Source organism: Pseudomonas sp. 05N431, assembly GCF_056397005.1.
In genome coordinates, this window is record NZ_JBFTMN010000041.1 from 1 (window position 1) to 3812 (window position 3812).

Annotated in this window: 4 protein-coding genes and 2 pseudogenes; 4 read left to right on the plus strand and 2 right to left on the minus strand. The window is 51.9% G+C overall.

What is annotated here, in order from left to right; all coding sequences use genetic code 11:
- Nucleotides 1–172 (minus strand): annotated as a pseudogene (locus tag AC1DIG_RS29120) (arylesterase); the annotation flags it as partial.
- Between the two features lie 121 nt (nucleotides 173–293).
- Here AC1DIG_RS29120 and hxsA2 point away from each other — a divergent pair.
- The 4 genes from hxsA2 to hxsC are packed head-to-tail and all read left to right on the plus strand — an operon-like array spanning nucleotide 294 to nucleotide 3487.
- A complete protein-coding gene (gene hxsA2, locus AC1DIG_RS29125; protein ID WP_477770084.1) occupies nucleotides 294–578 on the plus strand; it encodes a His-Xaa-Ser repeat protein HxsA2 in 285 nt (94 codons plus the stop codon).
- Nucleotides 578–880, plus strand: coding sequence for a His-Xaa-Ser system protein HxsD (gene hxsD, locus AC1DIG_RS29130; protein ID WP_477770085.1), 303 nt, complete (start codon nucleotides 578–580; stop codon nucleotides 878–880). The genes hxsA2 and hxsD overlap by 1 nt, the downstream gene beginning before the upstream one ends.
- On the plus strand, nucleotides 873–2330 hold the full coding sequence (gene hxsB, locus AC1DIG_RS29135) for a His-Xaa-Ser system radical SAM maturase HxsB (RefSeq protein ID WP_477770086.1): 1458 nt from the start codon (nucleotides 873–875) through the stop codon (nucleotides 2328–2330). The genes hxsD and hxsB overlap by 8 nt, the downstream gene beginning before the upstream one ends.
- Nucleotides 2324–3487, plus strand: a complete 1164-nt coding sequence (gene hxsC / locus AC1DIG_RS29140) for a His-Xaa-Ser system radical SAM maturase HxsC (RefSeq protein WP_477770087.1) — start codon at nucleotides 2324–2326, stop codon at nucleotides 3485–3487. Before hxsB ends, hxsC begins: the two co-directional genes overlap by 7 nt.
- A 176-nt stretch (nucleotides 3488–3663) precedes the next feature.
- Here hxsC and AC1DIG_RS29145 read toward each other — a convergent pair.
- A pseudogene (locus AC1DIG_RS29145) lies at nucleotides 3664–3812 on the minus strand (arylesterase); the annotation flags it as partial.

Consider the following 3812-nt stretch of genomic DNA (forward strand, 5'->3'; position numbering starts at 1 on the left):
AACTTGCCCTGCGCCGCGACCGCCGGGTGAATGCCATCGGCCTGCATCAGCTCGGGATTCCCGCCGATTCCCTGAAGAAAAAACGGCACCAGCGGGACTTTTTTCTCCTCGGCCAGATCGCTGTAGACCTTCGCGAAAGCCTCGGTGTAACGCACCCGTAATTGGGTGGCAACGCAGAGTACGCCTGTCGGAAAGTAGGCATGCAAAATGCCAGCAGTCGATTCCACATTGACATCATGGATATTCGCTAGTAAGACTCAATAAATGACCGCCAACGATAGGGAAATCCAGTGATGAAAAAGCGCTCCTTTCTGGTACCAATGGCTACTCTCGCAGCTGCGATCGCTGCGGAACAGGCGTCAGCAATGACCACTCACGAGGTTGTCGCCCCTCACACCGACACCACAAACACACTCCAATCCACCGCTCCAAGCGAAAACCTTTCGGTTCGCGGCGGCAATGATATGTTCGCCTTTGTTCTCAAACGTGGTGACCAAGGTCAAATGATGGCTTACCACAGCTCTCATAGTTCCCACGCCTCACACAGCTCCCACCGTTCCCACTACTCGGGTTCCTAATGGCACTTTCAGATACGCTCGTCTTTGATGAGCGGCTTTATGACGCTCAGGCTCTGCAAAAAGCCGCTTATCGCTCGATCAATTCACTGACGGTTGATATCACGCCCACCGGGGGGCAATTTATCTGCGTCGTGTCCTCGAATATCGGCGTAGACGAGCCTTCCTTTCTGTCTGCCGTTCAAGAATTCAAGAAGGACGCACTCGACTACCAACTGCGCCATCGGCTGAATGCCGAGACGCAGCCGATCAAAAACCTGATCCTTGGGCTGGCCTTTTCAAAAACCGGGCTGAATAGTGAGTAAATTCCAAAAGCTGGAATTCTACGCGCAGCAACGTCCCTACGAGTTGCTGCCCTTCAAATTTGACCGCCTGAATGACGACGAGTACGTCATCACCAACATGGCGGGTGAGTTTCACGTCATACCGGTGCCGATGCTTGAGCCGATCATTAGTAAGACGCTTCCGCTCTCATCAGAGCTGATCCCTACGCTCCGCTCCAAGCAGTTCATTCGCTTCCCCAATGAGCAGGCGCCGCTTCAGCTTCTGGCACTCAAGATTCGCACGCGATTGTCCAGGCTGGCCCAGTTCACCAATCTGCATATCTTTGTGGTGACCCTTCGCTGCGATCATAGCTGTCCGTATTGCCAGGTATCGAGGCAATCGGAGAGCAAAGGCGAATTCGACATGACTGCGGAGATGGCAGACAAATCGTTGGGTTTCGTTTTCAGGTCTCCGAATCCATCCATCAAAATTGAATTTCAGGGCGGCGAGCCGCTGCTGAACTTCGAGATAGTGAAGTACGTCGTTCTTGAGGCAAAAAAACGCAATCTCAAGGAAAGCCGTGACCTGCAGTTTGTCATTGCGACCACGCTATCGCTACTGACCGATGACGTGCTTGATTTCTGTAAGCAGCACAACATCGTGCTTTCGTCTTCGCTCGATGGACCAATGGATCTGCATAATGCAAATCGCCCACGACCTGGGCGAGACAGCCACCAGCGTTTCGAGGAAGGCTTGAAGAAAGCCCGTGCGGCACTCGGCTACGACCAAGTGTCAGCCCTGATGACAACCACAGATAAGAGCCTGCCACGAGCACGAGACATCATTGATGAATACTTGCGCCTGGGTTTTGATGGCATTTTCCTCCGCGCGCTCTCCCCTTACGGCTTTGCGATCAAGACCAAAAAATTCATGTCGTATGACACGGAGCGCTGGCTGGAATTTTACAAGGAAGGTCTTGAGTACATCATTGAGTTGAACAAGTCTGGCATACGGTTTGTAGAGCAGTATTCATCGCTCGTGCTGACAAAAATGCTGACATCAGAGGACCCTGGGTTTGTTGATTTGATGAACCCTGCCGGGGCTGGTATCGCAGCCATCGTGTTCAACTACGACGGATCGGTCTACGCCTCAGATGAAAGCCGAATGCTTGCCGAAATGGGTGATCATACGTTCCGGCTGGGCAGCATTCTTGAGCATTCATATGAGGAGATTATTCTCTCTGACCGGCTTCTGGATGCACTGGAAAACTCCTTCACCTTAAGCGCCCCAATGTGCTCTGACTGCGCATTTGAACCTTACTGTGGTGCTGAGCCTGTCTACCATCACGCCATTCACAAGGACGTGGTAGCAAGAAAACCTGAATCCTCTTTCTGCAAGCGAAATATGGCAATTTTCAAGCATCTCATCGAACTGATGAGAAGCGATGAGAAAACGAAACAGATTTTTATGGGTTGGGCCAACCGATGCTGAAGCTTGGCGGAAAGATTATCCGTATCCATGCGGTGGATGTTCACAAGGACCTCACCCTGGTCAAGGTGTCCACCAGCCGGAATCTGCCTGAGGTTCTGCGACGGGAAATGGCCTACCTAGTTTCCGATCAGCAGATCCCCCGGGGATTCGCGCACTATCTTCTGCTTGAGAAGCATCGGCAACTGGCTGAGGCTCTGCCTTCCGACTCTGATTACTCAGTCCTACCGAATGACTACAGCTACATCGGTGATAGCGACGTTGTCCGACTTTCAGCGGATCGTCAAAGCATCCGCGTCTTGTTTCGAGCATCATCGCCGCACAACAGCATCCTGGTCACCGAGCAGTGCAATCATTATTGCCTGATGTGTTCGCAACCGCCCAAGACAGCTGATGACTCATGGATACTTGACGAAATAGAGAGCCTCATTCCGCTGATTCCAAAAAATACCCGCGAGCTGGGGTTTACTGGAGGCGAGCCGACAACCAACCGGGAGCGTTTTCTTAAGATCATCAGCCTGACAAAAAGCTATCTACCAAGAACCGCAATCCACATTCTCTCGAACGGACGCAGCTTCAAAGACCCAGCATTTGCTGAAAAGTACGCGCAAATGGAATTGCCCAATGCGATGATCGGAATCCCTGTTTATTCGGACGATCCGACGCTGCATGACTACATCGTCCAGGCTCAAGGCGCATTTGATGAAACCATTCAAGGCATTCTCAATCTGAAGCGCTTGGGGCAGAAGGTTGAAGTCCGGGTCGTCATTCACAAGCTATCAGTGCAGCGCCTGCCTGAGCTGTGTGAGTTCATCGCACGCAATCTTCTGTTTGTTGATCATGTGGCACTGATGGGCCTTGAGATGATGGGCTTCACCAGGGCCAATCTCGATGAGCTGTGGATCGACCCAATCGAGTACAAAGACACACTCAGCAAATCGGTTGGCATCCTGGCTAAATACGGCATGAATATTTCGGTCTACAACCATCAGCTGTGCTTGGTGAATCCAGACATTCAGCCCTACTACCGCAAATCAATCAGCGACTGGAAGAATGAGTACGCGCCTGAGTGCCAGAACTGCGCAAAACAAAGCGAATGTGGCGGCTTTTTCGCATCTGGTGTTAAGTTTGGTTACAGCAAACATCTATCCCCGTTCTGATGTCTTTGTCGCACCTTGCGATCCCCTATTTTTAAAGACGCCAGAAACAGAAAGCTTGTCCGCGAGGATCAGTGTCAGTGGGGCGTTTTTATTTGAAATATGCTGCGAAACATCCGCTGGATTGGCATGCCCTTGCGCTCAACCAATCCACTGCACCGCTCCGGGGGAGGGATAATTCATAACAGCGGTTTTAGCGTAGGCCAGACATTTTCCAGCAACTTGCCCTGCGCCGCGACCGCCGGGTGAATGCCATCGGCCTGCATCAGCTCGGGATTCCCGCCGATTCCCTGAAGAAAAAACGGCACCAGCGGGACTTTTTTCTCCT

Coding starts and splice junctions, on each gene's coding strand:
- hxsA2 (WP_477770084.1), top strand. CDS start 294: ATGAAAAAGCGCTCCTTTCTGGTACCAATGGCTACTCTCGCAGCTGCG.
- hxsD (WP_477770085.1), top strand. CDS start 578: ATGGCACTTTCAGATACGCTCGTCTTTGATGAGCGGCTTTATGACGCT.
- hxsC (WP_477770087.1), top strand. CDS start 2,324: ATGCTGAAGCTTGGCGGAAAGATTATCCGTATCCATGCGGTGGATGTT.